This window comes from Acidovorax sp. GW821-FHT09B03 (assembly GCF_059418305.1).
In genome coordinates, this window is record NZ_JBWKPP010000001.1 from 582,707 (window position 1) to 609,022 (window position 26,316).

The following is a 26,316-nucleotide window of genomic DNA, read 5'->3' on the forward strand; positions in this document are numbered from 1 at the left end:
GCTGGGCTCAGAGTCCGTGGCGTCTGCGGGGGCGGCGGGGTGTGTCCGGGGCGGCGTTGCCGCGGCGTGCGCGCCGGGGCGATGCGGTGGCCCCGTCGGGCGTGTCCCAGGCCATGTCGGCCGGGTCCACCGGATTATCGGCTTCGTGGGTGCCGGTGGTCTCGTCGGCGGCCTGTTCCAGCGCCTGCACCATGCGCGCCAGCCGGTCGGCCAGGGTCTCGGTGCTCAGGCGCTCGCGAAAGCGCTCCACCATCAAGGGCAGGGCAAAGGGAGTGGGGCGCGTGAGCGCATGGATGGACAGGGTCTGTGCCTGCATGCCGCGCAAGGTGCGTGCCAGGCGCTCCATGTCCAGCTCGTTGGCCAGCAGCTCGGCGCGGGCCTGGGCCAGCAGCAGGTTGTCGGGGTCGTACTGGGCGAACACGTCGTAGTACAGCGAGGACGAGGCCTGCAGCTGGCGGCTGCTGCGCTGCTCGCCTGGGTGGCTCTGGAAGATGAGGCCGGCGATGCGCGCGATCTCGCGAAAGCGCCGGCGCGCCATCTCGGTGGCGTTGAGGCTGGCCAGCACCTCCTCTTCGAGCCCGCTGCCGAGGGTGGTGGGCGTGCCCTCGCCCAGGATGCGCGGCAGCAGCGTGGCCCAGGCGATGGGCTTGGCCGAGAGCAGCTCCAGCCCGTAGTCGTTGACCGCGATGGAGAAGGTGTTGGCCACCTGCTGCGACGCGCGCCAGGCCAGCAGCCCGGCCAGGCCCAGGTGCACCAGGCGGCCCGCCAGCGGGTACAGGTACAGGTGCCAGCCCTCGCGCGTGTGCAGAGTCTCGGCCACCAGGCGGCTGGGGGTGGGCAGGGCCGACCAGGCGTGCTGCAGCGCCAGCAGGGGCCGGGCGGACTGCATCTCGGGCGATGCGTACACGCCGCGCTCGGCCTGCTCCAGCATCTCCAGCATGGCGTCTGCCAGGGTGTTCGACAGCGGCATGCGTCCGCCGTTCCAGCGCGGCAGCGCGGCACTGCCCTTGGGGGCAATGCGCACGTAGGCCGTCATCTGCTGGGTGCGCACCAGCTCCAGCAGGCGGCCCGCGAACATGAACACATCGCCCTTGCGCAGGCGCGCGATGAAGCTCTCTTCCACCGAACCCAGGCGCCCGCCGCTCACGAACTGCACCTGCATGCTGGCATCGCTCACGATGGTGCCGATGTTGCTGCGGTGGCGGCGCGCCAGCCGTGCATCGGGCACGCGCCACACCCCTTCCTCGTCGGGCACGGCGCGCTGGAAATCGGGGTAGCTGGCCAGCGAGGCCCCGCCCTGGCGCACGAACTGCAGGGCCCATTGCCAGTCGGCATCGGCCAGCGTGGCATAGGCCGGGGCGCGGCGCACCTCGGCCAGCAGCTCCGCGGGCACGAAGCCGCCGCCCAGTGCGATGGTGACCAGGTGCTGCACCAGCACGTCCAGCGGCGCGTGCGGCGTGTGCCGCTCTTCGATGCGGCCCAGCGCCAGCGCATGGCGCGCGGCGGCGGCCTCCACCAGCTCCAGGCTGTGCGTGGGCACCAGGGTGATGCTGGACGTGCGCCCGGGCGCATGGCCCGAGCGGCCCGCGCGCTGCACCAGCCGCCCCACGCCCTTGGCCGAGCCGATCTGCAGCACCTGCTCCACGGGCAGAAAGTCCACGCCCAGGTCCAGGCTCGATGTGCAGACCACGGCCTTGAGCTGACCGGCCTTGAGCCCGTTCTCCACCCAGGCGCGCACCTCCTGGCCCAGCGAGCCATGGTGCAATGCCAGCGTGCCGGCCCAGTCGGGCCGGGCCTCCAGCAGCGCCTGGTACCAGCGCTCGGCCTGCGAACGCGTGTTGGTGAAGACCAGGGTGGACGCACAGGCCTCGATGGACTGCACCACCTGCGGCAGCAGCGCCAGGCCCATGTGGCCGGCCCAGGCAAAGCGGTCCACCTTGGCCGGCAGCATCACGTCGACCTGCAGCGCCTTGTCGATGCGGCCCTGCACCAGCACGGCGGGCGGCACTGCGGGTGCGCCCGGCACCGGCCGGGGCAGCAGCGTATCCAGCGCCTCCTGCAGGTTGCCCAGCGTGGCCGACATGCCCCAGACCTGCAGGGCCGGGTTCCAGCCCGACAGGCGCGCCAGCGCCAGCTGCGCCTGCACGCCGCGCTTGTTGCCCACCAGCTCGTGCCATTCGTCCACCACCACCAGGCGCACCTTCTCCAGGCGCTCGCGTGCATCGGCGCGTGCCAGCAGCAGCGACACGCTTTCGGGCGTGGTCACCAGCAGCGTGGGCAGGCGCCGGTCCTGTGCGGCGCGCTCGCCGCTGGCGGTGTCGCCGGTGCGCAGGCCGCTGGTCCAGTCCGGCGCCAGATCGGGCAGGGGCGCGACCAGCGCACGCAGCGTATCGGCCGCCAGGGCGCGCATGGGGGTGATCCACAACACCGTGAGCGGCGGCGCTGCCGCGCGGCGCGTGCGCAGGGCCGTGCGCGCACTGGCGTCTGCAGTGGGTGCCACGGGCTCGCCTGCCAGCGCCAGGTGCTGCAGCGCGCCCAGCCACACGGCATAGGTTTTGCCCGCGCCGGTGGTTGCATGCAGCAGCCCTGAGCGGCCTTCGCCCAGGGCGCGCCACACCTCCTGCTGGAAGCCGAAGGGCTGCCAGCCGCGCGTGGCCATCCAGCCAGCAGCCGCGCTCGCGGCCACCGTGGGCAGCGGCTTGCGCGGGCGGCGCGCCGTGCTCATGCGGCGGCGTCCTGCCCCGGCAACAGGGCCACCAGGGTCTGCAGGGTATCGGCCTCGGCCACGGTCTTGTCCTGGCGCCAGCGCAGCATGCGCGGAAAGCGCACGGCGATGCCGCTCTTGTGGCGCGGGCTCCTGCCGATGCCCTCGAAGCCGAGCTCGAAGACCATGGTTGCATCCACGCTGCGCACGGGGCCGAAGCTCTCGCGCGTGGTCTTGCGGATGATGGCGTCCACCTGCCCGATCTCCACGTCCGTCAGGCCCGAATAGGCCTTGGCGAACGGCACGAGCTGCCGGTCGGGGTCGCCCTGCGGCCCGTTCCACACGGCAAAGGTGTAGTCGCTGTACAAGCTGGCGCGGCGGCCGTGGCCGCGCTGGGCGTAGATGAGCACCGCGTCCACGCTCATGGGGTCGATCTTCCACTTCCACCACACGCCCACGTCCTTGGTGCGGCCCACGCCGTAGTGCGCCTGGCGGTGCTTGAGCATGAAACCCTCGGTGCCCATGCCGCGCGCGGCTTCGCGCTGGCGCGCCAGGTCCGGCCAGTCGGCGCCCTGCAGCAGCGTGCTCAGGCGCAGGCCCGGTTGCGCGGCGGGAGCGATCGCCGCCGGGTCGGGCTGCAGCGTGGCCTCCAGCAGAGCGCGGCGTGCCTCTTGGGGCTGCTGGCGCAGGTCCTGCCCCGCATGTTCGAGCAGGTCGTAGGTGACCAGCACCACGGGCAGCTCGCGCAGCAACTTGGGTCCCAGGGTCTTGCGGCCCAGGCGCTTTTGCAGGTCGGCGAAGGGGCGGGGCTGGGGCTCATCGGGCAGCCACACCAGGATCTCGCCGTCCACGACCGTGCCATCGGGCAGGGCCGCCATCGCGGCCTCGGCCAACTCGGGAAAGCGGTCGGTCACCAGCTCCTCGCCGCGCGACCAGACCCACACCGCGCCCGCACGCCGCACGATCTGCGCGCGGATGCCGTCCCACTTCCACTCCACCAGCCAGTCGCCCGGCGTGCCCAGCAGCGCAGGCATCTCGGCCACGGGTTGGTTGAACGGGTGGGCCAGGAAGAAGGGGTAGGGCTGGCCCGCCATGCCGGCATCCACGGTGGCGCCCGCGTCGCCATCCGCGGCCTCCTGCACGGGCGCCACCAGCGCCTCGTAGTCGTCCGCCCGGGGCTGCCGGCCGATCTGCGTGTAGCCCATGAGCCGGTGGGCGATGCGCTTGGGGTCCAGCGCGCTCACCGTGGCCAGCGCCTGGGTCACCTGCAGGCGCGACACCCCTACGCGAAAATTGCCGGTGATGAGCTTGAAGTACACAAAGCGCTGCTCCGGCGCCAGCATGTCCCACTGCGAGCGCAGGCGGGCGTCGGCCTCCTCGGGCGGCAGGGCGCGCAGGGGCAGCAGCTGGGCCATCCACTCGGCCAGCGGCAGGTCCACAGGCTGCACCGGGGGCGGCAACAGCAGGGCCAGTGTTTCGGCCAGGTCGCCCACGGCCTGGTAGCTTTCTTCGAACAGCCATTCGGGCAGGCCCGCGGCCTCCTGCGCCAGGGTCTTCAGGCGCTTGGTGGGCACCATCTGGCGCGGCTTGCCGCCGGCCAAAAAGTAGGTGGCCCAGGCCGCATCGGCGGGCGGCGCCACGCGCAGGTAGGCCACCAGCGCCGCGAGCTTGGCCGATTGGGCGGTGGTGGCATCCAGTGCCTGGAACAGCGTGGCAAAGGCCCTCATTGCGCCGCCTTTGCCACCTCGCTGGCGTCCGGTGCCGTTGGAGGGGGTGCAGCGCCAGCATCATCCTCGTTGTCGTCGGCGCCGTATTCGGTCACGAACACCTGGGCATCCAGCCCCTGCTCGCACAGCCAGCGCACCATCACCTCGGTGCTGCCATGGGTCACGATGATGCGCTCGGCACCCGTCGCGGCGATGGCCTTCTGCAGGCTGGGCCAGTCCGCGTGGTCGCTCATCACGAAGCCCCGGTCCACGCCACGGCGCCGGCGCGCACCGCGCACCAGCATCCAGCCGCTGGCAAAGGCATCGGAATGCTCGCCAAAGCGCTTGAGCCAGGGCGTGCCCGCGGCCGAGGGCGGCGCCAGCACCAGCGCGCGGCGCAACTCGGCCTTGGTGACGCCCGGGTCCGTCACGCGCAGGGTGGGCGGCAGCGCCACACCCGCCGCGCGGTACACGGCATTGAGCGGGTCCACTGCGCCATGCACGACGATGGGGCCGATGCCCGCATCCACCCCATGCAGCAGGCGCTGCGCCTTGCCGAAGGCGTAGGCATACAGCACGCTGGCCTTGCCGGCGGCCGCATTTGCGGCCCACCAGGCATTGATGTCGGCGAACAGCGCGGGCTGCGAGGGCCAGCGGTAGATTGGCAGGCCGAAGGTCGATTCGGTGATGAAGGTATGGCAGCGCACCGGCTCGAACGGCGGGCAGGTGCCGTCGTCCTCGAGCTTGTAGTCGCCCGAGGCCACCCACACCTGGCCGCCATGCTCCACCCGCACCTGGGCCGATCCCAGCACATGCCCGGCCGGGTGCAGCGACAGGCGCACGCCGTGGTGGTCGATGGTGTCGCCATAGGCCAGCGTCTGCAGGTCGATGTCCGCGCCCAGCCGGTTGCGCAGCGTGCCTTCGCTGTCGGTGTGCGCCAGGTAATGCGCCGAGCCCATGCGCGCGTGGTCCGAGTGCGCGTGCGTGATCACGGCCCGCTCCACCGGCCGCCAGGGGTCGATGTAGAAATTGCCGGCCGGGCAGTACAGGCCTTCGGGGCGGTGGACGATGAGGTCGCTGGGCATGGGCGCGGTGGGTGGGCTGTCCATCCTAAGCGCTGGTGCGGCCGGTTGGCAGTGCACGCCGCAAATCGCAGCCATGTCCTACACGCTGCCTGGTGGGTGGCGACGCGCTTGGTGGGGCGACAAGTCCTCACTAAGATGGTTATAGAAATCCGACGAGGTGCCCATGCCCCTTTTGCCGACCCCGATGAAGGCCTGCGCCCTGGCGCTCGCAGGCCTCCTGGCGTCCACCGTGCCCGCCCATGCGCAGGAGGCCCGCACCAACGCCTTCAACGACCCTTTCCTCCAGGTCACCGCCGCCATCCCCGGCTGCCCCGTGCCCGAGGGCCCGCTGTACACCGAGGCCGAGGTGCGCGAGCTGGCCCATGTGCGTTCGCAGCATGGCGGCAGCTGCCACCGCGTGGGGCGCTGCCGGCTGCCCAACTCCTACCTGTACGACGCCGAGATCATCCCGCGCGTGCAGCGCTACGTCCGCGAGGAGGGGCGCTTCGATGACACCAGCGTTTGGGTGCTGGGCGAGCGGCGCCTGGTCACGCTGATGGGCTGCGTGCAGTCGGCCGAGCAGGCGCGGGCGCTGGAAAAGGCCGTGGAGCTGGTGGACGACGTGATGGGCGTCATCAACCTGCTGCAGGTGGGAACCGAGCGGCGCGCGGCGCGGTACCCCCTTGCCAAGTAGGTACTGGTAGATACCGCAGTTGCGGCATTTGCGCAATCCGCCATGACGCGCAATTGCGCGGCGGAACCACACTGCCTGGACGGGGGCTTTTGCGCGCGCCCGTCCTGCTGCATATTGCCGATTCCTCCGAACACTCCTGTCTTGCAAAGGAAACCCCCATGCACTTCAAGCACTCCCTGCTCGCGGCCGCTACCCTGGCCCTGGCAGCCATCGCCCCCACCGTGTCGGCAAAACCGTTCAAGTGGGCCGGGTCCACCGACATCCAGACCATGGACATCCACTCGCAGAACAGCGCCCTGGGCAACGGCATCCACGCCGCGGTGTACGAGTCGCTGGTGATGTTCAACAGCCGCACGCTCAAGGTCGAGCCGCTGCTGGCCACCTCGTGGCAGCAGGTCAGCCCCACGCAGCTGCGCGTGAAGCTGCGCCAGGGCGTGAAGTTCAGCGACGGCTCGGCCATGACCGCGGACGACGTGGTGTTCTCGCTGCAGCGCGCCATGAGCAAGAGTTCCACCTACGCCATCTACACCCAGGGCATGGACCGCATCGCCAAGGTGGATGGCGAGACCATCGACATCTTCCTGAAAAACCCCAACCCGGTGCTGCTCAACCAGCTGACCGAGCTGCGCGTGATGAGCAAGGCCTGGTCCGAGAAGAACAACGCCGTGGAGCCCAAGGACATCAAGTCCAAGGACGAGACCTTCTCGCACCGCAACGCCATGGGCACCGGGCCCTTCGTGCTCAAGGAGTGGGTGCCCGACCAGAAGCTGGTGTTCGCCGCCAACCCGCAGTGGTGGAACGCCGGCAAGACCGAGGGCAACGTGACCGAGATCGTCTACACGCCCATCAAGTCCGAGGCCACGCGCATCGCGGCCCTGCTCTCGGGCGAGGTCGACATGGTGCGCGAAGCCAATCTGCAGGACCTGGAGCGGCTCAAGGCCAACCCCAACATCAAGGTCATGGAGATGGTCGAGAACCGCACCGTCTACCTGGCCCTGGACCAGTTTCGCGACGAGCTGCAGGGCAGCAGCGTGAAGGGCAAGAACCCGCTCAAGGACCTGCGCGTGCGCAAGGCCCTGTACCAGGCCATCGACGTGGCTACTCTGCAGCGCGTGACCATGCGCGGCATGTCCAAGCCCACGGGCGCCATGGTCTCGCCCCTGGTCAACGGCTGGACCGAGGCGGTGGACAAGCGCCTGCCCTACGACGTCAATGCCGCCCGGGCGTTGCTGGCCGAGGCAGGTTACAAGGACGGTTTCGAGGTCGACTTTGCCTGCAGCAACAACTCCATCATCCAGGACGAGAACCTGTGCCAGGCCATCACCTCGATGTGGGCGCGCGTGGGCATCAAGGCCAAGCTGCGCACCATGCCCTCCGTCACCTACTACCCCATGGCCCAGCGGCACGAGGCCAGCATCGCGCTGCTCAGCTGGGGCGTGCCGACCTTCGATGCGCTGTACACCCTGCAGTCGCTCACGCGCACCAAGACCACGGGCGGCGACGGCAACTACAACCTGGGCCGCTACAGCAACGAGCGCATGGACTACGTCGTGGACCGCGTGAAGACCGAGATCGACCAGCCCGTGCGCAACCGCCTGCTGACCGAAGGCCTGCAGCTGCAGAACGACACCGTGGCCAATATCCCCCTGCACAACCAGATGCTGGCCTGGGCCATGAAGAAGAACGTCGAACTCGTCCAGCGCCCCGACAACCGCATCGACTGGCGCCTGATAAAGGTGAATTAACCCCATGAGTCGCTTCGCGCCTCGGTGTGCCCGCTAGAGGCGGCCACTCTTCGTGCCGTCCAGACCTGCGCAGGCAGGTCTGGAGCCGCGGCACCCAGCCCCTTTCTCTCAAATCGCTGCGCGATTTGGGAAGGGGGACGCCCCCAGCGCGGCGGGGCGGCCCTTGCGCGGGGGCACTGGCGTCGGGCGCGCCAGTTGCGCCGGCTTGCGCTTGCTGTTGATGCGGGTTCTGGGGGCCCCCTGCGCGATGGAAGGTCAGACAGCGTCGAGCGGGAACACCGGCCGGCGCACGTTCTTGAAAGGGAACAGTGCGTAGTTGGAGCTGGTCACGCCCGTGGGGCTGTCGCATTCGACCAGCGCGTGCGACAGCGGCACGAACACCGGGCGGCAGTACATGCGCGACTTGAGCAGCACGAAGCGGTGCGCCGTGGGGTCCACCCCCACGCACGAGAACACGCCCAGGTCCCAGGGCTCGTGGGTCTTCTCGGTCACCACGATGAGGGCGCTGCCGGTGTCGAACAGCGCGGTGCGCCCCATCGCGCAGCGCTGCCCGGTGTAGATGGGCCCGGTCACGGTGTACTCGCCGTCGCTGATGGCGCGCACCGTGCCGCTGAGCGCCACGGGCTCCTTGGACACCCCCAGTTGGGTGAGCGGCACCTTGTTGCCCAGGCGCACGATGCACTGCGCGCCCACGCCGGCCGCCACGAGCTCGGCCACCGCCGCGGGGTCGCACAGCGGGCCCACGGCGATGTCCGACAGGCCCTCGGTGACGGCGGCCTGCAGCACGTCCATGGAATCGCAGGTGCCGCCGGACATGCAGTTGTCGCTGTGGTCCAGCAGCAGCACCGGGCGCTCGGCGCCTTGCGCCAGGGTCTGCGCGCGCTGCAGCGACTGCGCCAGGGGCTCGCTGTCGTAGACGAACTCGGCGCGCTCCTGCCAGATGGTGGCCGCGATGCGGTCGGCCACGGCCTGGGCTGCTTCGGGCGCATCGGCAAGGCCGGTGACCACCACGCTCATGAACGGCGCCTCGATGTCGGCCAGCGAGAACCCCGCGAACACCGAGACGGCGGGCACGCCATCGGCCTCGGCAGCGCGGGCGGCGTCCACCGCACGCAGCATGGCGCCCTGCAGCGTGGTGCTGCGCAGGGTGTGGCCCATCATGGGCAACTGGTGCCAGCGCACGCCGTAGCGCGCCTGGCCCTGCAGCATGGCCAGCAGCAGGCGCCCGGCATGCTCGCCCGTCTCGTACATGTCGATGTGCGGGTAGGTCTTGAAGCCCACCATGACGTCGGCGTTGGCGACCATCTTCGGTGTGATGTTGCCGTGCAGGTCCAGCGCCACGCCGATGGGCACGCCGGGCGCCGCGGCGCGCACGCGCGCGAGCAGGTCGCCTTCGCCATCGGGGCTGTTCTCGGCCACCATGGCGCCGTGCAGATCGAGCAGGATGGCGTCGCAGCCCGGGGCGGCCTCCACGATGCGGCGGGTCAGTTCGTCGTAGGCCGCGGCATGCACCGGGCCGCTGGGGTTGGAGGTGGCCGACACCGGCGTGACCAGGGTGGCGCCCAGGCCCCGGGCGAGGTCGATGAAGGCCGCCATGGCCGTGCGCATGCCCAGGTTGTCGCGCAAGGCGTCCTCGCCGTAGGTGGGCGCGAACGCCGCAAGCGGCGTGGGCACGGGCGAGAAGGTGTTGGTCTCGTGGTTCAGGCGGGCGATGAGGATCTTCATGCGGCGACCACCTGGGCGCTGCGCAGCATGGCCTGCAGCAATACGTTGCAGCCGGCCTCCAGGTGCTCGGGCTCGGCGTCCTCGATCTCGTTGTGGCTGATGCCGTCGGCGCAGGGCACGAAGACCATGGCGGTGGGCGCCAGGCGCGCCAGGTACACGGCATCGTGCCCGGCACCGCTGACCACGTCCATCGCGGTATAGCCCAGGGCCTGGGCATCGGCGCGCACGCCTTCGACCAGCGCGGGCGCAAACGGCTGTGGCGGGAAGTACACCACCTGCTCCACCGCGATGGGCGTGCGGCCGGCCGTGCCGATGCGCTCGCAGGCGGCGCGCAACGCGGCATCCATCTGCAGCAGCACGGCATCGTCGGCGGCGCGCAGGTCCACCGTCATGCGCACGCTGCCGGGGATCACGTTGCGCGAACTCGGGAACACGTCCAGCACGCCCACTGTGCCGCGGGCGTGCGGCGCATGGGCCAGGGCGATGCGGTTGACCTCGGCCACCAGGCCGCTGGCGGCCAGCAGCGCATCGCGGCGCAATTCCATGGGCGTGGGGCCGGCATGGGCCTCCATGCCTTGCACGCTCACGTCGTACCAGCGCTGGCCCAGGGCACCCTGCACCACGCCGATCACGCAGCCGTTGGCCTCCAGCACCGGGCCCTGCTCGATGTGCGCCTCGAAATACGCGCCCACGGGCGGCGTGGGGCCTGCGGTGCCCGCATAGCCGATGGCGGCCAGTGCCTCGGCCACGCTGGTGCCCTGCGCATCGCGCTGGGCCAGCGCATGCTCCAGCGTGAAGGCGCCGGCGAACACGCCCGAGCCCATCATCACCGGCACGAAGCGCGAGCCTTCCTCATTGGTCCACACCGCCACCTCGATCGGGGCTTCGGTCACGATGCCCAGGTCGTTCAGCGTGCGCACCACCTCGATGCCGGCCAGCACGCCATAGTTGCCGTCGAACTTGCCGCCCGTGGGCTGGGTGTCGATGTGGCTGCCGGTCATCACCGGGGGCAGGGCATCGTTGCGCCCGGCGCGGCGCGCGAAGATGTTGCCGATGGCGTCGGTGCGCACGCTGCAGCCGGCCTCGCGCGCCCAGCGCACGAACAGGTCGCGGCCTTCGCCGTCGAGCGCGGTGAGGGCCAGGCGGCACACGCCGCCCTTGGGCGTGGCGCCGATCCGGGCCAGGTCCATCAGCGATTGCCACAGGCGCGCGCCGTTCACGCGCGCTTGCAGGGCAGGGGAGGGGGTCGTCGTCATGTCCACAGTCGGATTCCTGAAAAATCTATGCCAGGCCCACGCCCAGATAGCGGTCCTTGATGGCGTCGTCGGCGAGGAAGGCGGCGTTGTCCGCCTCGTGCACGATGGCGCCCTGTTCGATCACGTAGTGCCGGTCGGCCAGCTGGGTGCAGACCTCCAGGTTCTGCTCCACCAGCAGGATGGCCACGCCCGCGGCCTTGATGGTCTTGAGCTGCGCCACGATCTCTTCCACGATCACCGGCGCCAGCCCTTCCACGGGCTCGTCCAGCATCAGGAGGCGCGGCGCATTCATCAGCGCACGGCCGATGGCCAGCATCTGCTGCTCGCCGCCCGACAGCTGACCGCCGCCGTTGCCGCGCCGCTCCTTGAGGCGCGGAAAGATGCGGTAGATGTCCGGCAGCTGCCAGGGCGAGCGCTTGCGCTGGCCCAGCAGCAGGTTCTCCTCCACCGTGAGCAGCTTGAAGATGCCGCGGTGCTCGGGCACCAGGCACACGCCGCGCTGGGCGATGGCGTGCGTGGCCAGGCCTTGCACCTCGTCGCCTGCAAAGCGCACACGGCCCTGGGTGGGCGGTACCACGCCGCAGATGCTCTTGAGCGTGGTGGTCTTGCCCGCGCCGTTGCGCCCGAGCAGGGTGACCAGCTCGCCGTCGCCCACGCGCAGGTCCACGCCCTGCAGCACATGGCTCTTGCCGTAGTGGGCATGCAGCCCCTGGATGTCGAGGATCGTCATGCCGCCTTGCCCCCCGTGATCATGTTGCCCAGGTAGGCGCTGCGCACCCGGTCGTCGCTGCGGATGGCGTGCGGGTGCCCTTCGGCCAGCACGCGGCCCTGCTGCATCACCGTCACGGTGTCGGAGATGTCCATCACGATGTTCATGTTGTGCTCGATGAGTACCACGGTGTGCTCGTCCTTGAGGCCCTGGATCAGCCGCTTCATGTCGTCGAGGTCGTCGATGCCCATGCCCGAGGTGGGCTCGTCCAGGAAGATCGCCTTGGGCCGCGCGGCCAGCGCCATGCCCACCTCCAGCCGGCGCTGCTGGCCGTGCGAGAGGTTGCCCACCGGCGTGTCGGCATGGCGCTCCAGGCCCAGGCGCGCCAGCACGCTGGCCACCACCTCGGCCTGCGAGCGTGCGCCTTGCGGCGCATGCCAGCAGTTGAGCGCATGGCGCGGCGCCGTGCCCTGGGCGGCCAGGCGCAGGTTCTCGCGCACGGGCAGGGTGAGGAACAGGCTCGTCACCTGGAAGGAGCGCGCCATGCCGCGCTGCACCCGGCGGTGGTCAGGCTCGTGCGTCACGTCGTGTCCGTCGAACACGATGCGCCCGCCGCTCACCGCCTTGGTGCCCGTGAGCATGTGGAACAGCGTGGTCTTGCCCGCGCCGTTGGGGCCGATGACCGAATGGACCGTGTTGGCGCGCACCTTGAGGTCCACGCCCGCCAGCGCGGCGAACTTGTCGTAGCGCTTTTCCACGCCCACGGCTTCGAGCAGGATGGGAGAGGCGGTGGCGGTGCTCATGCGTGGCCTCCTTGCGCAGCGGCGGCGTCGGCCTTGCCGGCGCGGCCCTTGCCGCGCAGCAGGTTCCAGGCCGACTCGCCCAGGCCCCACAGGCCGCGCTGCAGCCCCAGGCTGACCACCATCAGCACCACGCCCAGGATCAGCAGCCAGCGCGGCCACAGGGCGGACAGCCAGTCGCCCACCAGCAGGTAGAAGGCCGAGCCGAGCAGCGAGGCCAGCAGGTTGCCCGTTCCGCCGATGACGGTCATGACCAGGATCATCTCGCTGGTGTGGTACTCGGCGCTCGCGAGCGGGGCGATGCCCGTCATCATGGCGTGCAGCGCACCGGCCAGGCCGGTCACCGCGCCCGAGATCACGAAGGCCTGCAGCTTGAGCAGCTGGAGGTTGTAGCCGATGGCGCCCGCGCGCTCTTCGTTGTCGCGCACGGCCAGCAGCGTGCGCCCGAAGACCGAGGCCGACACCTTCTGCAGCAGCCAAAAGGCCACCAGGAACACCGTGGCCACGAAGCCGTAGTACTGCCAGGGCGAGGCCAGCGGCCACAGCGTGAAGCCGCCCACGGCCAGCGAGGGGCGCGGGATGTCCATTAGCCCGTTGTCGCCGCCCGTGATGCCCGGCATGGAGTAGGCGAGAAAGTAGAACATCTGCGCGAAGGCCAGGGTCAGCATCACGAAGTAGGTGCCGCGCTGGCGGATGGCCACCCAGCCCACGATGGCTGCGCCCAGCGCCCCCATCACCACGGCGAGCGCCAGGGCCAGCGGCATGGGCAGGGGCCAGCGCGTGAGCGTGAGGGCGATGGTGTAGCTGCCCAGCCCGAAGAAGATGCCCTGTCCGAAGGACAGCAGCCCGGTGTGGCCCAGCAGCAGGTTGCAGCCCATGGCGGCCAGGCCATAGATCAGCACCTCGCTGGCCAGCGAGCCCGATTGCATGGTCAGCGGCATCACCAGCACCACGGCCAGCGCCAGCAGCAGGTGGGAATTTTTGCGCAAGATTGTCATCATGGTGGTGTTCATCCTTTGCGGCCCAGCAGGCCATGCGGGCGCAGCAGCAGCACGGCGGCCATGGCGATGTAGATCATGAGCCGGGCCCCTTCGGGCCACACGGTACTCATCACGCTTTGCACGATGCCGATCAGCAGGCCGCCGATCAGCGCTCCGGCAAAGCTGCCCATGCCACCGACCACCACCACGATGAAGGCCACGCCCAGCGCCTCGATGCCCATGAAGGGCTCGGCCCCGCGCATGGGGGCGGCCAGCACGCCGGCAATCGCCGCGGTGGCCGCACCCAGCGCGAACACCAGGCTGAAGATGCGGAACACGTTGATGCCGAGCAGCGAAACCATCTCGGTCGATTCGCTGCCCGCGCGCACCGCGCTGCCCAGGCGCGTGCCTTCGAGCACGTACCACAGGCCCACGGCCAGCACGGCGGTGAAACCGATCACGAACAGCCGGTACTTGGGGTAGACGATGCCGCCCCACATGACCACGCCCTGCAGCAGGTCGGGCACCGGTACGCTGTCACCGAGCGGCCCCCATTGCAGGATCACCAGCTCCTGGATGGCCAGGGCCAGGCCCACGGTGACGAGGATGTGGAACTCGTGCGGCTTGGCGTACACATGGCGCAGCACCAGCTTTTCGGTGAGCCAGCCCAGGGCGCCCACGACCAGGGGCACCACGGCCAGCGCCAGCCAGAAGCTCAGCCCCCAGCGCGTCATCTGGAAGCAGAAGTAGGCGCCCAGCAGGTAGAACGCCCCGTGCGCGAAGTTCACGAAGCGCAGCAGGCCGAACACGATGGACAGGCCGACCGCCAGCAGGAAGTACAGCATGCCGATGCCGATCCCGTTGATGGCCTGTAGCAGGTAGATGTTCATGGGCAAGGGACGAAGGAGGGGACACACGGCCCGTGCTTGGGCCGTGGAAGGAAATGGGGCCGGGCCGCGCGGCGCTCAGGCGATCTTGCAGCCGGTCTGCTCGAGGGGCAGGAACGACTTGCCCGAACTGACCACGTCCACGTAGTCGTCCTTGTTGGCCATCTTCGCCTTGGCCTTGCCCTTGAGCAGGTAGTAGTTCTTGAGCACCTGGTGGTCGCCCTTGCGGATCTCTTCGTCGCCCGTGAGGCCCTGGTACTTCATGCCTTCCATGGCGGCGATTACGGCCTTGGGCTCCACCGTGCCGGCCTTGATGATGCCGTCGATCATGAGCTTGGTGCAGATGTACGAGCCCGCCAGGCTGTAGTTGGGGTTGGACTTGAACTTGTCGTTGCTGCGCTTCACCAGGTCGAGGTTGAGCGGCGCATTGGCCGTGTGCCAGTACTGCGCACCGAAGTAGATGCCCTCGCACAGGTCGGCGCCCAGCGACTCGAACTGCTCCAGCCCCGAGGCCCAGGCCACCAGGATGGTCATGTTCTTGTGCATGCCGAAGCTCACGGCCTGGCGCAGCGCGTCGGACGACTGCGAGCCGAAGTTGAGCAGCAGCAGCACGTCGGGCTTGGCGGCCATGGCATTGGTCAGGTAGCCGCTGAACTCCTTTTCGGTCAGCGAGTGGTAGCTGTTGCCCACGTGCTCCAGGTTCTTTTCCTTGAAGATGTTCTTGGCCGCCGACAGCAGGCCGTCGCCGAACACGTACTGCGGCGTGATGGTGTACCAGCGCTTGGCCTTGGGCAGGGCCTCGGCCAGGGGACGCACCGTCTGCTCGATGGCGCCGAAGGTGGGCACCGACCAGCGGAAGGTGGCGGCATTGCAGTCCTTGCCCGTGATCTCGTCGGCGCCGGCGGTGGTGATGAAGATGCCGCCGGCCTTCTCGGCCTCCTTGCCCATGGCCAGTGATTCGGACGACAGGATGCCGCCCGCGAAGAAGCGCGTGCCCTGCTGCTGCGAGGACTCCTGCACCTTGCGCACGGCCGTTGCGGGCTTGCCCTCGGTGTCCAGCACCGTGTAGGCCAGGGGACGCTTGAGGGCCGTGCCGTACTGCTCGATGGCCAGCTTCATGCCCAGGTCGGCGAACTTGCCGTTGGCCGCGAACGCGCCCGACATGGGCACCGGGCAGCCGAACTGGATGGCACCGCTGGACTGTGCCCAGGCGCTCTGGGCCAGGCCCAGCGATGCGGGCAGTGCGCCCAGGGCGGAGAGTTGCAAGAGTTGACGACGGTGCATGGGGCGAGCTCCTTGGGAGGGGTTGGGGCCGGTCGGCCGATGGCGGTATGGCAGTTGCAAAGCACACTGCGTGCCACCGCTACAGAGCGTCGTTTGCGCTCATTTCTTCTATTTATAGTGATAAATAGGATAAACACCGTGCGTAAAAACCCTGCATTCCGCCCGCTGCCCCCTTGCGGTGCATACACTGCACCATCGATGGCACTGCCGGAGACTGCCCGCAGATGCTGAGCAACGACAATCCCGACCATGGCAACTACAACGTCCACCAACAAGCCGCTCAAGGCCCTCAAGCGCTCCGACCTGGTGGCGCAGGAGGTCAAGCGCCTGATCACCGAGAAGAACCTGAGCCCGGGCGACCGCCTGCCGCGCGAGAGCGAGCTGCAGGCGCAGTTCGAGGTGAGCAAGGGCACCATCCGCGAGGCCCTGAAATCGCTGGAGGTGCAGGGCCTGGTGACCATCTCCACCGGCCCTTCGGGCGGGGGCACCATCGCCGAGGTGCCGCTGGACCGCACCCTGCAGTTCATGCAGAACTACCTGTTCTTCCAGGAAGTGACCATCGACAACATCTATGCCGTGCGCCAGTTCCTGGAGCCGGAGCTGGCCGCCTGCGCCGTGCCCCACCTGACGGAGGCCGACTTCGAGGCGCTGGAGCATTCCATCGCCTGCTGCGACCCGGCGTCGAGCAGCGAGGACATGCTGAGCCAGCGCCGCGAGGACGTGAACTTCCACGACATCCTGGCGGCGGCCTGCCCGAATCCGTTCCTGCGCTTCAACTGCGAGCTGATCAACGAGATGCTGCGCCAGCTCATCGTCTACGGCAACCGCACGCCCAAGGCCGAGCACCGGCGCTTCGGCGAGGTCAACGCCGACTTCCACCGCGAGATCGTGCAGGCCGCGCGTGCGCGCGACGTGGAAAAGGTGCGCAGCCTGATGGTCCGCCACATGCAGGATGCGGCCAGCAGCGTCAAGCGCATGAAGGGCCGCCTGCAGGGCCGGCTGATCCTGGACGCCGAAACCCTGCGCAGCCCGCGCGCGGCCCATGTGCGGCCGAAGGCCGCGGCCAAGGTGGCCAAGCCGAAAGCTGGCGAGTAGGAATTCAGCGCGCGGGCTGGAACATGATGATGGCCATGCCGCACAACGCCACTGTGACTCCCGCCAGGTCCCAAACGGTGGGCCGGATCTGGTCCACCGCCCAGAGCCAGGCCAGCGCCACGCCGATATAGACGCCGCCGTAGGCGGCATACACGCGGCCTGCGGCCGCCGTGTCGTGCAGGGTCAGCAGCCAGGCGAACAGCGCGAGGCTGGCGGCGGCCGGCAGCAGCAGCCACACGGGCTTGCCCTGCTTGAGCCACAGGTAGGGCAGGTAGCAGCCCACGATCTCGGCCAGCGCGGTGGCGATGAACAGCAGCAGGGTCTTCATGCGGAGGGCCGGGGCGGCAGGGCGATCTTGATCACGACGCTTCGATGGTGGGCGAAGCATACGGGGCGGTCAAGCGCCTATCGTGAAGCCTGTTTCCACCACAGGATTTGCCTCCATCATGATCACCTGTTTCATCCGCTACGAGATCGACCCCTTCCAGCGCGACACCTTTGCCGAGTATGCGCGGCGCTGGGGCCAGATCATCCCCCGCTGCGGCGGCCACCTGCTGGGCTACTTCCTGCCGCACGAGGGTAGCAACTACGAGGCCTGGGGCCTGATCGGCTTCGATTCGCTGGCCGCCTACGAGGCCTACCGCGCGCGCCTGCGCAGCGATGCCGAGGGCCGTGCCAACTTCGCCTTCGCGCAGGAAAAGCGCTTCATCCTGCGCGAGGAGCGCACGTTCACGCAGGGCGTGCAGGGCACGCTGGGCCTGCCGGCCCATGCGCAGGAGCCCACGCCATGATGGCCGTGATCTTCGAGGTGACGCCCGCACCCGGCCAGCGCGGCGCCTACCTGGATGCGGCGGCTGCGCTCAAGCCGCTGCTCGCACAGATCGACGGCTTTGTCTCCATCGAGCGCTTCGAAAGCCTGGCCACGCCGGGCAAGCTGCTGTCCCTGTCCTTCTGGCGCGACGAGGAGGCCGTGGCGCGCTGGCGCCGGCAGGAGGCGCACCGCAGCACCCAGGCCGCAGGGCGCGAGCATGTGTTTGCCGACTACCGGCTGCGCGTGGCAGCCGTGGTGCGCGACTATGGGATGAATGACCGGGCGCAGGCGCCTGATGACTCACGTGCCGTCCACGGGTGATGCGCCCTCGCTACAGAAGTCCAGCAAGAATCTATTGCGTTTGAAACTGGCGCGGCCAGGGCCAGTGCCCCCGTGCAAGGGCCGCCCCGCCGCACTGGGGGCGTCCCCCTCCCAGATTGCGAAGCAATATGAGAGAGGGGGAAGGCGCGAAGCGCCTCAGGGGGTGCTTCATTCCGGCATGGTTCCCTTGCGCAGTGCGTGCGCCCACCCGGGTCGGCCGTTCCGATCGGCCAGCACGGCCATGGATTCATGGTCGTAGGGCACCAGGTGGTGCTCCACCGCCCAGCCCCGCTCAGTCCACTCCGCGATGGCGTAGCGTGCGTCAGGCGTGCCGTTCTCCACCTTGTGGGCCACGGGATGGTCATCGTCGTAGGCCTGCAGGCCCACGCTGCCAGGGTTGAGCAGCAGCACACCGGCACCCAGGCGCACCTGGCGCGGCACATGCGTGTGGCCGCTGGCGATCAGCGGGGCGTACTGGCCCGCCAGGCGCTCGTCGATCTCGGTCGGGGTGGCGGCGCGCACCGTGGAGCCGTCCAGCGTTTCGAGCAGGTATTCGTGGTCGCTGCGCGGCGAGCCATGGCACAGCAGCACGTTCTCGTCCAGGCGCAGGGTGTGGGTGAGGCTGCGCATCCAGGCGAACTCCGCGTCGGTGAGCTGCGCATGTGCGTACTGGTCCGATGCGCCGCCGTGGCCCGGGCGCAATTGCAGCACCTGGCGCTCATGGTTGCCGGCCAGCGACAGCCAGTCCGAGGCCATCAGCCACTGCGCCGTCTCGCGCGGCAGCAGGGGGCCTGAAAGGTTGTCGCCCAGGTTCACCACGCGGTCGGCACCGCGGCGGGCTATGTCCGCCGCCACGGCTTCGAGGGCCGCGAGGTTGCCGTGGATGTCGGAGACAAAAGCGATGCGCATGAATGGGGAGCGTGGGGTGGCGGTTGGGCTGTCAGCAGGGGGACACGCTGCCACCCGCGCTGCTGAGCAGGTGGGCAGTCACCTGCGCGCGGTTGAACAGCAGGTCGCACAGCCATGCATAGACCAGCGCAATATAGCCCAGCAGCGCCCAGCCCACATAGTCGCCAAAGACGATGGTGTGCAGCCAGTTCTGGCCGAACAGGTAGAGCCCGCTGGCGGCGATGGTGGCCAGCAGCAGCGTGGCCGCCGCAGGCAGCAGCTGCAGCCGGGCTGCGGGGCGCCTGAGAGCGGCCACGCCCAGCAGGGCGAAGGCCAGGGCATTGGCGCCGCTGAAGATGCGCAGCTCGCGCAGCAGCTTGCCGGCCGTCTCCAGGTACTGCGTGCGGATCAGGTCCGAGAGCTGCGCCTGCATCTGCTGCAGGGTGCCGAGCTTGAGCGCCATGCCCTCGGTGGTGCGCCGGCGGCATTCGCATTCAGGGATGCCCATCTCGGCGGCGATGGCGGCAATGCGTGCGGGCAGGCCGTCGGTGAGTGCCCTGCGCACGGCGGCGATCTCGCGTTCGTGCTCCTGCAGCAGAACACGGGCCTTGCCATCGAGGAAGCGCGCGTCCAGCGCCGCGACCTTCTCGCCGGTCCTCTGCTCGATCTGCGCCCGGATCATCGTGCGGGCGGTCTGTTCCACCCAGGCCGGCTGGGCGATGGATACCGCCAGCAGGCCGCCAAAGAACAGGCTGCCTGCGAGGGCGATGAGCAGGACCAGGGGACGGACGAGGGCGTGCATGGCAGGCGGATGGACAGGCCGGAAATCGGCCACGATACGCCAGACCGGGCGCAGTGCACCGCACCGCCCTGCGGGAAAGTGTGACTTATGCCCGCAAACCAGGCTGCGCTCGGGGCAACGGCCTCGCGGCCGCCTTCACAGCGCGAAGATCTTGCCCGGGTTCAGGATGTTCTTCGGGTCCAGCGCGCGCTTGATGGCGCGCATCATGTCCACCGCGCCGGCGCCCGTCTCGTCGAGCAGGAAGCCCATCTTGTGCAGGCCCACGCCATGCTCGCCGGTGCAGGTGCCGCCCAGGGCCAGGGCGCGCGCCACGAGCTTGTGGTTCAGGTCCTCGGCGGTCACGCGCTCTTCGGGGATGTTCGGGTCCAGCAGGTAGCCGAAGTGGAAGTTGCCGTCGCCCACATGGCCCACGAGGAAGTAGGGGATGCCGCTGGCGTCGGCCTCGGCCACCGAGTCGAGCAGGCAGTCCGCCAGGCGGCTGATGGGCACGCAGGTGTCGGTGCTGATGGCGCGGCAACCCGGGCGGCTCTGCACGGCGGCGAAGTAGGCGTTGTGCCGCGCGGTCCACAGGCGCGTGCGTTCCTCGGGTGTGCTGGCCCATTCGAAGGCATTGCCGCCGAACTCGCTGGCGATCTCCTGCACGGTCTCGGCCTGCTCCTTCACGCTCGAGGGCGAGCCGTGGAACTCCATGAGCAGCATCGGCTCTTCGCGCAGGCCGAGCTTGCTGTGCGCGTTGACCATGCGCACGGTGTTGTGGTCGATCAGCTCCACGCGCGCGATCGGCACGCCGAGCTGGATGGTCTGGATGGTGGTGCGCACGGCCGCCTCGATGCTCGGGAACGAGCAGATCGCGGCCGACACGGCTTCGGGCAGGGGGTACAGGCGCACGGTGATTTGGGTCATGACGCCCAGGGTGCCCTCGCTGCCCACCATCAGGCGCGTGAGGTCGTAGCCGGCGCTGCTCTTCTTGGCGCGCGTGCCGGTGCGGATGACCTCGCCGCTGGCGGTCACCACCTCCAGCGCCAGCACGTTCTCGCGCATGGTGCCGTAGCGCACAGCGTTGGTGCCGCTGGCGCGCGTGGCGCACATGCCGCCGATGCTGGCGTCGGCACCAGGGTCGATGGGGAAGAACAGGCCCGTGTCCTTGATCGCGTCGTTGAGCGCCTTGCGCGTGATGCCGGGCTGCACCGTCACGGTGAGGTCCTCGGCATCGATGCTGAGCACCTGGTTCATGCGGCTGACGTCGATGCTGATGCCGCCCTGCACGGCCAGCAGGTGGCCTTCGAGCGAGGAGCCCGCGCCGTAGGGGATCACCGGCACCGCGTACTGGCCGGCCAGCTTCACGGCATCGGCCACGTCCTGCGTGCTTTCGGCAAACACCACGGCCGAGGGCGGCGGCGCCTGCAGCGAGCCCTCATCGCGCCCGTGCTGCTCGCGCACGGCCTGGGCCAGGGAGCACCGGGCACCGAAACGGGCCTGCAGCGCATCGATCAGCGCCTGGGGCACCTCGCGCAGGTGGATTTCGGGTAGCAGGTGCGAGGCGGCGGTGGGGGCGTTCATGGCGTGTCTCCGGGCGTAATCTGGTGTGGGATTCATTTTAGGGCGGTGTGCCCAAACGCGGGGCGGGCCAAGCAGAACCCGACTGCCGTGTGCGCCGCCGTAGTGCGGCGAGCGCTGCCTGCGCATCCCATTGGTGCGCCAAGCTGGTGCATTGTGCTTGTATACCAGTTGGCACGAAAGCTGCAAAGGTGGTGTCAATGACTTCCGCCACCGACATCAGCAACCGCATCATCGAAGCCGTGATGGCCCAGAAGCTGGCCCCGGGCTCGCGCCTGGGCGAGCAGCAGCTGGCCATGCTGTTCGACTGCAGCCGCACCATCGTGCGCGAGGCGCTCACGCGGCTGTCCACGCGCGGCATCGTTACCGTGAGCGCGCGCCGCGGCTGGTACGTGATCGAACCCTCCGAGGACGAGGCGCGCGAGGCCTTCGAGGCCCGGCGCGTGATCGAACTCGGCCTGCTGCACCAGCTCAAGTCTGTGGACAAGGCGGCCGTGCGCCAGCTCAAGAACCACCTGCAGCGCGAGAAGGCGGCCCTGGCCGGCAGCGACGTGGGTGCGCGCAGCTTCCTGCTGGGCGACTTCCACGTCTGCCTGGCCGAGTGCCTGGGCAACAGCCTGCTGGCCGACACGCTGCGCGACTTCACGGCGCGCACCACGCTGATCGCCATGCTCTACCAGTCCTCGCACGACGCAGCCCAGTCCTGCGCCGACCACGTGCGCATCGTCGAGGCGCTGGAGGCCGGCGACATCGCCCGCGCCGAGGCCCTGATGTCCGAACACATCGGCACCGTGCAGGACGCGCTGCGCCTGCAGGCAGCCCACGACCCGCTGGCCGAGCTGCGCGACGCGCTGGCGCCGGTGCGCAAGAGCGCTGCCGTGCCCGAGGCGGCAGCCCCTGCTACCCCTGCCAAGGGCCGCGCCCCGCGCAAGGCGGCCGCCAAAAAATCCGTTCCCCCACCGTCCGACGACGCATCCACCTACCTAGGAGCCCTGCTATGACCCCCCGTGCCACCACCCGCCGTTCCACCCTGGGCCTGCTGGCCGCCGCCGGCCTGTCGGCCGCAGCGCTGCTGTCCCCTGCCGCGCATGCGCAGAACGCGCTGGACAACATCCTCAAGGCCAAGGAAATCAAGATCGCCATCCCCACCGACTACCCGCCCTATGGCTTCGTCGGCACCGACCTCAAGCCCCAGGGCCTGGACGTGGAGATGGCCGGCTACATCGCCACCAAGCTGGGCGTGAAGGTCGAGCTGATCCCCGTGACCAGTGCCAACCGCATCCCCTACCTGCAGACGCAGAAGGCCGACCTGGTGATCTCCACCCTGGGCAAGAACCCCGAGCGCGAGAAGGTGATCGACTTCACCGCGGCCTACGCGCCGTTCTTCCAGGCCGTGTTCGCGAGCAAGAGCCTGTCGATCAAGAGCTTTGCCGACCTGGCTGGCAAGTCGGTGGCCGTGACGCGCGGCGCCATGGAAGACCAGGAACTGGCCAAGGTCGCGCCCCCCGGCGTGGACGTCAAGCGCTTCGAGGACCATGCGGGCAGCATCTCGGCCTTCGTCTCGGGCCAGACGCAGGCCATTGCCACCAGCGCTTCGACGGCCGGCACCATCATGGTCAAGAACCCGAATCTGGCCACCGAGTACAAGCTGCTGCTCAAGGACAGCCCCAACTTCATCGGCGTGGCCAAGGGCGAGGACAAGCTGCGCCTGCGCGTGAACGAGATCATTGCCGAGGCGAAGAAGTCCGGCGACATCGACAAGATGTCGAGCAAGTGGCTGGGCCGCCCTGCAGGCGATCTGCCGCAATAAGCCCCACGCTGCCTGAGGCCCGCGCGCACCCTACCCACCTTGCACAGGCCCGCCGCGTGACGAGCGCGGCGGGGCAACCGCACCATGCTGATCCAACTGGATTTCTCTGCCGTGTTCTCGCAGTGGCCCCTGCTGCTGCGCGGCGTGGCCTGGACGATAGGGCTCACCATCGTGGGCACGGTGCTGGGGCTGGTGCTGGGCACGGCCTGTGCCTGGGCCCGGGCGCGCAACCTGGGCCCGCGCCCGGCGGCGCTGCGCTGGGCCGTGGCCGCGTACGTGGAGCTGGTGCGCAACACGCCGTTCATCGTGCAGCTCTTCTTCATCTTCTTCGGGCTGCCGGCGCTGGGGCTCAAGCTCTCGCCCGAGCTCGCTTCGGTGCTGGCCATGGTGATCAACCTCGGCGCCTACTCGTCCGAGATCATCCGCGCCGGCATCGAGGCCACGCCACGCGGCCAGGTGGAGGCCGCTGCCAGCCTGGCCCTCACGCCCGGCCAGACCTTCCGCCGCGTGGTGCTGCCGCCTGCACTGCAGAAGGTGTGGCCCTCGATGGTGGGCCAGATCATCATCGTCATGCTCGGTTCGGCGGTGTGCGGCCAGATCTCCACGCCCGAGCTGAGCTATGCGGCCAACCTGATCTCGAGCAACACCTTCCGCGCGTTCGAGGCCTTCATCGTGGCCACCATCGTGTACCTGGCGCTGTCCATGCTCACCCGGCGCCTGCTGGTCTGGGTGGGTGCGCGTTTCCTCGTAGGAAGGTAATTCGACATGGTTGAGTTCAGCATCTGGGACATCCTGCGCAACCTGCTCGGTGCCGCGCGCTGGACGGTGAGCCTGTCGCTCATCGCCTTTATCGGCGGCGGCCTCGTGGGCCTGGCGCTGCTGGTGCTGCGCCTGTCCAAACTGCGCGGCGCGCAGCGCGCCATCAGTGCCTATGTGCAGGTCTTTCAGGGCACGCCGCTGCTGATGCAGCTGTTCCTGGCCTATTTCGGCATCGCCCTGTTCGGCATCAAGACCTCGCCGTGGACGGCCGCGGCCTTTGCGCTCACGCTCTACACCAGCGCCTACCTCACCGAGATCTGGCGCGGCTGTGTGGAGTCCATTCCCAAGGGGCAGTGGGAGGCCGCGCAAAGCCTGGCGCTCAACTTCCGCGAGCAGCTGCGCCACGTGGTGCTACCGCAGGCGCTGCGCATCGCCGTGCCGCCCACGGTGGGCTTCCTGGTGCAGGTCATCAAGGGCACGGCGCTGGCCTCGGTGATCGGCTTCGTGGAGCTGACCAAGGCCGGCAGCATGATCTCCAACGCCACCTACAAGCCCTTCCTGGTCTACGCCTGCGTGGCCCTCCTGTACTTTGCCCTGTGCTTCCCGGTGAGCCTGGTGGCGCAATCCCTCGAAAGGAAACTCCATGGCAACCGGCACTGAAACGATCGATGCTGTCGCGGCCGCCGCACCCGTGCCGGGCCGCCCCATCGTGGACATCACTGCGCTGCGCAAGTCCTACGGCACGAACGAGGTGCTCAAGGGCATCGACCTCAAGGTGCAGCGCGGCGAGGTGATCGCCATCATCGGCAAGAGCGGCTCGGGCAAGAGCACGCTGCTGCGCTGCGTGAACGGCCTGGAGGTGTTCCAGGAGGGCGCGCTCAGCGTCAACGGCCAGAAGCTCCTGCACGAAAGCCCTGCCGCCATGCGCACGCTGCGCCAGCAGGTGGGCATGATCTTCCAGAACTTCAACCTGTTCCCGCACCTCTCCGTGGGCCGCAACATCATGCTGGCACCCACGCTGGTCAAGGCGCGCGACGCCAAGGCCGCGGCCGAGCAGGCGCGCCAGCTGCTCGAACGCGTGGGCCTGGCCGAGAAGTTCGACGCCATGCCCGACCAGCTCTCGGGCGGCCAGCAGCAGCGCGTGGCCATCGCGCGCGCGCTGGCCATGGAGCCGCAGGTGCTGCTGTGCGACGAGATCACCTCGGCGCTGGACCCCGAGCTCGTGGGCGAGGTGCTGCGCGTGGTGGAGTCGCTCGCGCTCGAAGGCATGACGCTGATGATGGTCACGCACGAGATGGCGTTCGCGCGCAAGGTCAGCGACCGCGTGGTCTTCATGCACCAGGGCCGCGTGCACGAGACCGGTACACCTGCCGAACTCTTCGGCAGCCCGAAGACGCCCGAGCTGCAGCAGTTCCTCTCGTCGCTGCACGACTGAAGGCACGGGCAGGGTACAAAAAAAGGCACGCCGCAGCGTGCCTTGGGATGGATGAAGGGAGGGCCCGGTCAGGACTTGGTGGCCAGGGCAAACTCTTCGAGCGACAGGAACTTGTCCTTGTTGCGGTCCAGCGCCTCGAACTTCTCGCTGATGGCGGGCAGCATCACGGCCTCCTGCGGGCTCAACTGGCCATCGCGGTTGGCATCGGCGCGCGCAAAGGCGACGCCGGCCTGCGAGTTCTGCACCTGCTGGGTGGTGCCGGCCGTACCGCCGAGCTGTGGCGCCAGGGCGGGCGATGGGGTGGTGGCGCTGTGGGGGATGGGCGGGGTCACTCCCAGGCTGGGTGCTGCAGGCCGCGTGGCGTTGGCCGGGGCGGTCAGCGGCGGGTTGTTGGTGGCGCTCTGCGCATGGGCGGAGGGCGCGGCTGTGATGGCACTGATGGACAGCACGGCGAACAGCAGGGCGCTGCTGGCATCGAAGGGGTGGGCGGCCTTGAGCGGTTTGGTGTTCAGGGTCGTTGGGGTCTTCATGGGTGGTGTGCTCCGAAGTTGACAGGCTGCCATTGCACCGCAGATGGCATCGGGCATCCAGTCATTTTGCCTGCTGTTGCGCGCGCCTACATTTGCCTGCCCGGTGTAACTCTTGGTGTAGGACGCCTGGCCGACTGCGCCCAAGCAGGCCCGAGACAGGGCGCCCGGAGTCCCACGCCAGTCCCTGCGCAAGTCCTACAGCCCCGCCCACTGCAGGCCTGAACAATGGACCCAGAGCAATCAACGCTCTTCTTTTGACAAGGACTCTCCCATGACTACCAAGCACACCCTCATCGCTTCCCTGGCTGTTCTCGCCTGCAGTGCCGCATTGGCACAGGCCCCCGCTGGAGTGGGCAAGACCCCCGCCGAAGTGAGCCCGTCCGCATCGGGTGGCGCAGCCGCCACTTCCGCACAGAACAAGGTCGACAACAAGAAGGCCAATTCGTCGGTCGCCGTGGCCAACCCCGCTGCGGGCATGGGCAAGGGCGCTCCGGCCCCTGAAATCGATGCCACCGCTGCAGGCGGCAAGGCCGCTGCCAATGCTGAAAAGAAGACCAACGCCCGCCTGATGGATGCCAACGGCGACGGCATGGTGTCGCGTGCCGAATGGGACCGCTACCATGCCGACGCCTGGGCCGGCATGCAGTCCAGCGCCAAGAACGGCCTGGTCTCCACCGCCGAGATCGACGCCGCCAACCGCCGCGCCACGGTCCAGTGATCGCCGCCATGGCGATCGATGAATCCGATGGGGCTG

26 protein-coding genes are annotated in these 26,316 nt (G+C 69.0%); 11 read left to right on the plus strand and 15 right to left on the minus strand.

Going from position 1 to position 26,316, the window contains the following annotated elements; all coding sequences use genetic code 11:
- Nucleotides 1-7 precede the first annotated feature (7 nt).
- From AC07PA_RS02680 to AC07PA_RS02690, 3 genes are read right to left on the minus strand one after another with little or no spacing between them, the layout of a single operon-like run.
- Nucleotides 8-2,725 (minus strand): ligase-associated DNA damage response DEXH box helicase, encoded by a 2,718-nt coding sequence (locus AC07PA_RS02680; RefSeq protein ID WP_494603378.1) that lies wholly within the window; start codon nucleotides 2,723-2,725, stop codon nucleotides 8-10.
- Nucleotides 2,722-4,431, minus strand: a complete 1,710-nt coding sequence (locus AC07PA_RS02685; RefSeq protein WP_494603376.1) for an ATP-dependent DNA ligase — start codon at nucleotides 4,429-4,431, stop codon at nucleotides 2,722-2,724. Before AC07PA_RS02685 ends, AC07PA_RS02680 begins: the two co-directional genes overlap by 4 nt.
- Nucleotides 4,428-5,495: a ligase-associated DNA damage response exonuclease gene (locus AC07PA_RS02690; protein ID WP_494603374.1), complete on the minus strand. Its 1,068-nt coding sequence runs from the start codon at nucleotides 5,493-5,495 to the stop codon at nucleotides 4,428-4,430. The genes AC07PA_RS02685 and AC07PA_RS02690 overlap by 4 nt, the downstream gene beginning before the upstream one ends.
- 163 nt (nucleotides 5,496-5,658) lie before the next feature.
- Here AC07PA_RS02690 and AC07PA_RS02695 point away from each other — a divergent pair, with 163 nt between their 5' ends.
- Both AC07PA_RS02695 and AC07PA_RS02700 read left to right on the plus strand, forming a co-directional pair.
- Entirely contained in the window at nucleotides 5,659-6,168 is a 510-nt protein-coding gene (locus tag AC07PA_RS02695) for a BON domain-containing protein (RefSeq protein WP_007853975.1), read from the plus strand.
- 158 nt (nucleotides 6,169-6,326) lie between these two features.
- A complete protein-coding gene (locus AC07PA_RS02700) occupies nucleotides 6,327-7,913 on the plus strand; it encodes an ABC transporter substrate-binding protein (protein WP_494603372.1) in 1,587 nt (528 codons plus the stop codon).
- A 255-nt stretch (nucleotides 7,914-8,168) separates the two neighbouring features.
- Here the strand turns inward: AC07PA_RS02700 and AC07PA_RS02705 are convergent, their stop codons facing one another.
- From AC07PA_RS02705 to AC07PA_RS02735, 7 genes are all read right to left on the minus strand, one after another.
- Nucleotides 8,169-9,638 (minus strand): M81 family metallopeptidase, encoded by a 1,470-nt coding sequence (locus AC07PA_RS02705; protein WP_494603370.1) that lies wholly within the window; start codon nucleotides 9,636-9,638, stop codon nucleotides 8,169-8,171.
- The gene (locus tag AC07PA_RS02710; RefSeq protein WP_494603368.1) at nucleotides 9,635-10,894 is read right to left on the minus strand and encodes a Zn-dependent hydrolase; all 1,260 of its coding nucleotides are present in this window, start codon (nucleotides 10,892-10,894) and stop codon (nucleotides 9,635-9,637) included. Before AC07PA_RS02710 ends, AC07PA_RS02705 begins: the two co-directional genes overlap by 4 nt.
- A gap of 25 nt (nucleotides 10,895-10,919) precedes the next feature.
- On the minus strand, nucleotides 10,920-11,624 hold the full coding sequence (locus AC07PA_RS02715) for an ABC transporter ATP-binding protein (protein WP_007853979.1): 705 nt from the start codon (nucleotides 11,622-11,624) through the stop codon (nucleotides 10,920-10,922).
- Entirely contained in the window at nucleotides 11,621-12,406 is a 786-nt protein-coding gene (locus AC07PA_RS02720; RefSeq protein WP_007853982.1) for an ABC transporter ATP-binding protein, read from the minus strand. The genes AC07PA_RS02715 and AC07PA_RS02720 overlap by 4 nt, the downstream gene beginning before the upstream one ends.
- Nucleotides 12,403-13,401 (minus strand): branched-chain amino acid ABC transporter permease, encoded by a 999-nt coding sequence (locus tag AC07PA_RS02725; RefSeq protein ID WP_494604122.1) that lies wholly within the window; start codon nucleotides 13,399-13,401, stop codon nucleotides 12,403-12,405. The genes AC07PA_RS02720 and AC07PA_RS02725 overlap by 4 nt, the downstream gene beginning before the upstream one ends.
- A gap of 11 nt (nucleotides 13,402-13,412) precedes the next feature.
- Nucleotides 13,413-14,273 carry a branched-chain amino acid ABC transporter permease gene (locus tag AC07PA_RS02730; RefSeq protein ID WP_007853985.1) on the minus strand — a complete coding sequence of 287 codons (861 nt, stop codon included), beginning with the start codon at nucleotides 14,271-14,273 and terminating at the stop codon, nucleotides 13,413-13,415.
- 75 nt (nucleotides 14,274-14,348) lie between these two features.
- On the minus strand, nucleotides 14,349-15,554 hold the full coding sequence (locus tag AC07PA_RS02735; protein WP_494603365.1) for an ABC transporter substrate-binding protein: 1,206 nt from the start codon (nucleotides 15,552-15,554) through the stop codon (nucleotides 14,349-14,351).
- 249 nt (nucleotides 15,555-15,803) lie between these two features.
- Between AC07PA_RS02735 and AC07PA_RS02740 the strand changes: the two genes are divergently transcribed.
- The gene (locus tag AC07PA_RS02740; protein WP_494603363.1) at nucleotides 15,804-16,649 is read left to right on the plus strand and encodes a FadR/GntR family transcriptional regulator; all 846 of its coding nucleotides are present in this window, start codon (nucleotides 15,804-15,806) and stop codon (nucleotides 16,647-16,649) included.
- Between the two features lie 4 nt (nucleotides 16,650-16,653).
- Here the strand turns inward: AC07PA_RS02740 and AC07PA_RS02745 are convergent, their stop codons facing one another.
- Complete coding sequence (locus AC07PA_RS02745; RefSeq protein WP_494603361.1) at nucleotides 16,654-16,977, minus strand: YnfA family protein; 324 nt, start codon at nucleotides 16,975-16,977, stop codon at nucleotides 16,654-16,656.
- A 118-nt stretch (nucleotides 16,978-17,095) separates the two neighbouring features.
- Between AC07PA_RS02745 and AC07PA_RS02750 the strand changes: the two genes are divergently transcribed.
- Nucleotides 17,096-17,440, plus strand: a complete 345-nt coding sequence (locus tag AC07PA_RS02750; RefSeq protein WP_494603359.1) for an NIPSNAP family protein — start codon at nucleotides 17,096-17,098, stop codon at nucleotides 17,438-17,440.
- Nucleotides 17,437-17,781 carry an antibiotic biosynthesis monooxygenase family protein gene (locus AC07PA_RS02755; RefSeq protein ID WP_007862342.1) on the plus strand — a complete coding sequence of 115 codons (345 nt, stop codon included), beginning with the start codon at nucleotides 17,437-17,439 and terminating at the stop codon, nucleotides 17,779-17,781. Before AC07PA_RS02750 ends, AC07PA_RS02755 begins: the two co-directional genes overlap by 4 nt.
- A gap of 168 nt (nucleotides 17,782-17,949) precedes the next feature.
- On the opposite strand, the gene AC07PA_RS02760 is transcribed toward AC07PA_RS02755, so the two are convergent.
- From AC07PA_RS02760 to AC07PA_RS02770, 3 genes are all read right to left on the minus strand, one after another.
- The gene (locus AC07PA_RS02760; RefSeq protein ID WP_494603357.1) at nucleotides 17,950-18,690 is read right to left on the minus strand and encodes a metallophosphoesterase family protein; all 741 of its coding nucleotides are present in this window, start codon (nucleotides 18,688-18,690) and stop codon (nucleotides 17,950-17,952) included.
- Between the two features lie 31 nt (nucleotides 18,691-18,721).
- Nucleotides 18,722-19,471 (minus strand): hypothetical protein, encoded by a 750-nt coding sequence (locus tag AC07PA_RS02765; protein WP_494603355.1) that lies wholly within the window; start codon nucleotides 19,469-19,471, stop codon nucleotides 18,722-18,724.
- Between the two features lie 135 nt (nucleotides 19,472-19,606).
- Nucleotides 19,607-21,031 carry an FAD-binding oxidoreductase gene (locus AC07PA_RS02770; protein ID WP_494603353.1) on the minus strand — a complete coding sequence of 475 codons (1,425 nt, stop codon included), beginning with the start codon at nucleotides 21,029-21,031 and terminating at the stop codon, nucleotides 19,607-19,609.
- Nucleotides 21,032-21,228: 197 nt separating this feature from the next.
- On the opposite strand from AC07PA_RS02770, the gene AC07PA_RS02775 reads away from it, so the two are divergent.
- The 5 genes from AC07PA_RS02775 to AC07PA_RS02795 all read left to right on the plus strand — a co-directional run bounded on the left by AC07PA_RS02775 (nucleotide 21,229) and on the right by AC07PA_RS02795 (nucleotide 25,032).
- Complete coding sequence (locus AC07PA_RS02775; RefSeq protein WP_494603351.1) at nucleotides 21,229-22,029, plus strand: GntR family transcriptional regulator; 801 nt, start codon at nucleotides 21,229-21,231, stop codon at nucleotides 22,027-22,029.
- The gene (locus AC07PA_RS02780) at nucleotides 22,026-22,838 is read left to right on the plus strand and encodes a transporter substrate-binding domain-containing protein (protein ID WP_494603349.1); all 813 of its coding nucleotides are present in this window, start codon (nucleotides 22,026-22,028) and stop codon (nucleotides 22,836-22,838) included. The genes AC07PA_RS02775 and AC07PA_RS02780 overlap by 4 nt, the downstream gene beginning before the upstream one ends.
- Nucleotides 22,839-22,922: 84 nt before the next feature.
- Complete coding sequence (locus tag AC07PA_RS02785; RefSeq protein WP_145694237.1) at nucleotides 22,923-23,597, plus strand: amino acid ABC transporter permease; 675 nt, start codon at nucleotides 22,923-22,925, stop codon at nucleotides 23,595-23,597.
- Nucleotides 23,598-23,603: 6 nt separating this feature from the next.
- A complete protein-coding gene (locus tag AC07PA_RS02790; RefSeq protein WP_145694238.1) occupies nucleotides 23,604-24,257 on the plus strand; it encodes an amino acid ABC transporter permease in 654 nt (217 codons plus the stop codon).
- Complete coding sequence (locus AC07PA_RS02795) at nucleotides 24,241-25,032, plus strand: amino acid ABC transporter ATP-binding protein (RefSeq protein WP_007856628.1); 792 nt, start codon at nucleotides 24,241-24,243, stop codon at nucleotides 25,030-25,032. Before AC07PA_RS02790 ends, AC07PA_RS02795 begins: the two co-directional genes overlap by 17 nt.
- 68 nt (nucleotides 25,033-25,100) lie before the next feature.
- On the opposite strand, the gene AC07PA_RS02800 is transcribed toward AC07PA_RS02795, so the two are convergent.
- Nucleotides 25,101-25,562 (minus strand): hypothetical protein, encoded by a 462-nt coding sequence (locus AC07PA_RS02800; protein WP_494603346.1) that lies wholly within the window; start codon nucleotides 25,560-25,562, stop codon nucleotides 25,101-25,103.
- A 271-nt stretch (nucleotides 25,563-25,833) separates the two neighbouring features.
- Between AC07PA_RS02800 and AC07PA_RS02805 the strand changes: the two genes are divergently transcribed.
- Entirely contained in the window at nucleotides 25,834-26,280 is a 447-nt protein-coding gene (locus AC07PA_RS02805; protein ID WP_007856625.1) for a hypothetical protein, read from the plus strand.
- Nucleotides 26,281-26,316 lie beyond the last annotated feature (36 nt).

Excerpts from the sequence above, each read along its gene's own strand:
- AC07PA_RS02680 (WP_494603378.1), bottom strand. The coding sequence starts at position 2,725 with ATGAGCACGGCGCGCCGCCCGCGCAAGCCGCTGCCCACGGTGGCCGCG.
- AC07PA_RS02685 (WP_494603376.1), bottom strand. The coding sequence starts at position 4,431 with ATGAGGGCCTTTGCCACGCTGTTCCAGGCACTGGATGCCACCACCGCC.
- AC07PA_RS02690 (WP_494603374.1), bottom strand. The coding sequence starts at position 5,495 with ATGCCCAGCGACCTCATCGTCCACCGCCCCGAAGGCCTGTACTGCCCG.
- AC07PA_RS02695 (WP_007853975.1), top strand. The coding sequence starts at position 5,659 with ATGCCCCTTTTGCCGACCCCGATGAAGGCCTGCGCCCTGGCGCTCGCA.
- AC07PA_RS02700 (WP_494603372.1), top strand. The coding sequence starts at position 6,327 with ATGCACTTCAAGCACTCCCTGCTCGCGGCCGCTACCCTGGCCCTGGCA.
- AC07PA_RS02705 (WP_494603370.1), bottom strand. The coding sequence starts at position 9,638 with ATGAAGATCCTCATCGCCCGCCTGAACCACGAGACCAACACCTTCTCG.
- AC07PA_RS02710 (WP_494603368.1), bottom strand. The coding sequence starts at position 10,894 with ATGACGACGACCCCCTCCCCTGCCCTGCAAGCGCGCGTGAACGGCGCG.
- AC07PA_RS02715 (WP_007853979.1), bottom strand. The coding sequence starts at position 11,624 with ATGACGATCCTCGACATCCAGGGGCTGCATGCCCACTACGGCAAGAGC.
- AC07PA_RS02720 (WP_007853982.1), bottom strand. The coding sequence starts at position 12,406 with ATGAGCACCGCCACCGCCTCTCCCATCCTGCTCGAAGCCGTGGGCGTG.
- AC07PA_RS02725 (WP_494604122.1), bottom strand. The coding sequence starts at position 13,401 with ATGACAATCTTGCGCAAAAATTCCCACCTGCTGCTGGCGCTGGCCGTG.
- AC07PA_RS02730 (WP_007853985.1), bottom strand. The coding sequence starts at position 14,273 with ATGAACATCTACCTGCTACAGGCCATCAACGGGATCGGCATCGGCATG.
- AC07PA_RS02735 (WP_494603365.1), bottom strand. The coding sequence starts at position 15,554 with ATGCACCGTCGTCAACTCTTGCAACTCTCCGCCCTGGGCGCACTGCCC.
- AC07PA_RS02740 (WP_494603363.1), top strand. The coding sequence starts at position 15,804 with ATGGCAACTACAACGTCCACCAACAAGCCGCTCAAGGCCCTCAAGCGC.
- AC07PA_RS02745 (WP_494603361.1), bottom strand. The coding sequence starts at position 16,977 with ATGAAGACCCTGCTGCTGTTCATCGCCACCGCGCTGGCCGAGATCGTG.
- AC07PA_RS02750 (WP_494603359.1), top strand. The coding sequence starts at position 17,096 with ATGATCACCTGTTTCATCCGCTACGAGATCGACCCCTTCCAGCGCGAC.
- AC07PA_RS02755 (WP_007862342.1), top strand. The coding sequence starts at position 17,437 with ATGATGGCCGTGATCTTCGAGGTGACGCCCGCACCCGGCCAGCGCGGC.
- AC07PA_RS02760 (WP_494603357.1), bottom strand. The coding sequence starts at position 18,690 with ATGCGCATCGCTTTTGTCTCCGACATCCACGGCAACCTCGCGGCCCTC.
- AC07PA_RS02765 (WP_494603355.1), bottom strand. The coding sequence starts at position 19,471 with ATGCACGCCCTCGTCCGTCCCCTGGTCCTGCTCATCGCCCTCGCAGGC.
- AC07PA_RS02770 (WP_494603353.1), bottom strand. The coding sequence starts at position 21,031 with ATGAACGCCCCCACCGCCGCCTCGCACCTGCTACCCGAAATCCACCTG.
- AC07PA_RS02775 (WP_494603351.1), top strand. The coding sequence starts at position 21,229 with ATGACTTCCGCCACCGACATCAGCAACCGCATCATCGAAGCCGTGATG.
- AC07PA_RS02780 (WP_494603349.1), top strand. The coding sequence starts at position 22,026 with ATGACCCCCCGTGCCACCACCCGCCGTTCCACCCTGGGCCTGCTGGCC.
- AC07PA_RS02785 (WP_145694237.1), top strand. The coding sequence starts at position 22,923 with ATGCTGATCCAACTGGATTTCTCTGCCGTGTTCTCGCAGTGGCCCCTG.
- AC07PA_RS02790 (WP_145694238.1), top strand. The coding sequence starts at position 23,604 with ATGGTTGAGTTCAGCATCTGGGACATCCTGCGCAACCTGCTCGGTGCC.
- AC07PA_RS02795 (WP_007856628.1), top strand. The coding sequence starts at position 24,241 with ATGGCAACCGGCACTGAAACGATCGATGCTGTCGCGGCCGCCGCACCC.
- AC07PA_RS02800 (WP_494603346.1), bottom strand. The coding sequence starts at position 25,562 with ATGAAGACCCCAACGACCCTGAACACCAAACCGCTCAAGGCCGCCCAC.
- AC07PA_RS02805 (WP_007856625.1), top strand. The coding sequence starts at position 25,834 with ATGACTACCAAGCACACCCTCATCGCTTCCCTGGCTGTTCTCGCCTGC.